Origin of the sequence: Rhodococcus mengyinensis (assembly GCF_048381435.1) — a bacterium.
In the GTDB taxonomy this organism is placed as follows: Bacteria; Actinomycetota; Actinomycetes; order Mycobacteriales; family Mycobacteriaceae; genus Rhodococcus_F; species Rhodococcus_F opacus_D.
The window spans coordinates 31,332-33,517 of the sequence record NZ_JBLWIT010000069.1; the positions used below are offsets into that span (position 1 = coordinate 31,332).

Annotated in this window: 2 protein-coding genes; both read right to left on the reverse strand. The window is 66.7% G+C overall.

Features of this window, described 5'->3' with window-relative positions:
• Positions 1 to 35 precede the first annotated feature (35 nt).
• Positions 36 to 1,196 carry an acyl-CoA dehydrogenase gene (locus ACNJ7E_RS13840; RefSeq protein ID WP_009478133.1) on the reverse strand — a complete coding sequence of 387 codons (1,161 nt, stop codon included), beginning with the start codon at positions 1,194 to 1,196 and terminating at the stop codon, positions 36 to 38.
• 173 nt (positions 1,197 to 1,369) lie between these two features.
• The gene (locus ACNJ7E_RS13845) at positions 1,370 to 2,068 is read right to left on the reverse strand and encodes a TetR family transcriptional regulator (RefSeq protein ID WP_009478134.1); all 699 of its coding nucleotides are present in this window, start codon (positions 2,066 to 2,068) and stop codon (positions 1,370 to 1,372) included.
• Between the last annotated feature and the right edge of the window lie 118 nt (positions 2,069 to 2,186).

The window sequence follows — 2,186 nt, forward strand, 5'->3', positions numbered from 1 at the left end:
GAGCTACCAAAAAGGCGCACGGGCGGCGTAGCCGCCTACTTCAACAGTGCACGCGACATCACGACGCGCTGGATCTGGTTCGTGCCTTCGTAGATCTGAGTGATCTTCGCATCACGCATCATCCGCTCGACAGGGAAGTCGGTGGTGTAGCCGGCGCCACCGAACAGCTGGACGGCGTCGGTGGTGACCTCCATCGCGACGTCGGAGGCGAAGCACTTGGCGGCAGCGGAGATGAAACCGAGGTTCTTCTCGCCGCGCTCGGCGCGGGCCGCGGAGGTGTAGACCATGAGGCGGGCGGCCTCGACCTTCATCGCCATGTCGGCGAGCATGAACTGCACGGCCTGGAAGTCGCTGATCGACTTGCCGAACTGCTTGCGGTCCTTGGTGTAGGCGAGAGCGGCGTCGAGGGCACCCTGCGCGAGGCCGACGGCCTGCGCGCCGATGGTGGGACGGGTGTGGTCGAGGGTCTGCAGCGCCGTCTTGAAACCGGTGCCGGGCTCGCCGATGATGCGGTCGCCGGGGATCTTGCAGTTCTCGAAGTAGAGCTCCGCGGTGGGCGAACCCTTGATGCCGAGCTTCTTCTCCTTCGGTCCGACGACGAAGCCCTCGTCGTTCTCGTGGACCATGAACGCGGAGATGCCGTTGGCGCCCTTGTCGGCGTCGGTGACGGCCATGACGGTGTACCAGCTGGACTTGCCACCGTTGGTGATCCAGCACTTGGAGCCGTTGAGGATCCAGTCGTCGCCGTCCGCCTTGGCGCGGGTGCGCATGCTGGCGGCGTCCGAACCGGCCTCACGCTCGGACAGTGCGTAGGACGCCATGGCCTCGCCGGACGCGAGCTGCGGCAGGACCTGCTGCTTGAGTTCTTCGGACCCGTTGAGGATGAGGCCCATGGTGCCGAGCTTGTTGACGGCGGGGATCAGGGAGGAGGAGCCGCAGACGCGGGCGACCTCTTCGATGACGATGCAGGTGGCGACGGAGTCGGCGCCCTGGCCGTCGTATTCCTCGGGGACGTGGATGGCGTTGAACCCGGAGTTCACGAGGGCGACGCGGGCCTCTTCGGGGAAGCGTGCGTCCTCGTCGACCTGCTTCGCGTAGGGGGCGATCTCCTTCTCGGAGAGCGCGCGGATCGCGGACCGCAGTTCGTCGTGCTCTTCACCGAGCTTGAACAGATCGAAGTCCGGATTTCCGGCCATGGGGCGCTCCTTGCTGAGTCTCGACGGCACCGAGTCTGAATAGGCACTCCGTGCCAGGGTCATTGTCGTTCAGGCGGGCCGCAATGTTCGTGGTCGGCAAACTACTGCCACTACAGTGCAGTCAACCACGGCACTGAGTGCCAGTCAAGGGTGGTTGTCGTCACCCGGCCGCCTCAGCCCCGGCGCCGGGACAGCTGGGCCTGGATGCGCCCGGTGATCTCGTCCACCGGCGTTCCCGGCGGGTACGACACCACCAGCACGGCGTCCTGTTCCTGCGTCGATGCCCCCGGAGCGACGCCGAACGTCCGGCGCACGTCGAGGAGGGCCCGCTCGAGTTCCTCAGCGGTGGCGTCGGGGTCGCCCTTGATCATGTTCCGGAGCAGGAAGTTGTGGCACGCGGTGACAGCGGCCGCGAATCCGATGACCTTCAGGACCGGCTCGGTGGGTACGACGCCGCGCAGGTAGTCGACGAACAACCGCTCGTAGCGGAAACCGGTGACGATCTCCCGGTCGCGCAGGGCGGGCACCCGCTGCACCACCTGGTACCGGCGAGCCGACAGCTCCCGGTTCTCGCGAAACCTGTCGAAGACCAGGCCTGCCGTCCTGCAGACCGCCGCCCACGGGTCGTCGGAATCCGTGGACAGATAATCGCCTGCCTGCTGCAACAGCGATTCGTGATCGGCGAAGATCACGTCCTCCTTGGAGCGGAACTGGCGGAAGAACGTCCGCCGGGACACGCCCGCCGCGGACGCGATCTGCTCGACGGTCGTCGCCTCGTACCCGTTCTCGGAGAACAGCCGGATGGCCTGCGCCACGACGTGGACGCGGAAGTCCGCGGGATCGATGCCGGGTGTGTCGACGCGCTCGGTCATGGGGCCCAGTATCCATCGGCGGCATTGGACCCGCAGTGCCCTGGACCCGGCGCGCCTCGTGGGCGGATACTCGAAAGAGTGCGTCCGTCCTGGTTGGGCGGGGCGAGGTCGAGTTCGA

Bases quoted from the DNA above. Each gene is read 5' to 3' on its own strand.
- ACNJ7E_RS13840 (WP_009478133.1), bottom strand. From the start codon at position 1,196: ATGGCCGGAAATCCGGACTTCGATCTGTTCAAGCTCGGTGAAGAGCAC.
- ACNJ7E_RS13845 (WP_009478134.1), bottom strand. From the start codon at position 2,068: ATGACCGAGCGCGTCGACACACCCGGCATCGATCCCGCGGACTTCCGC.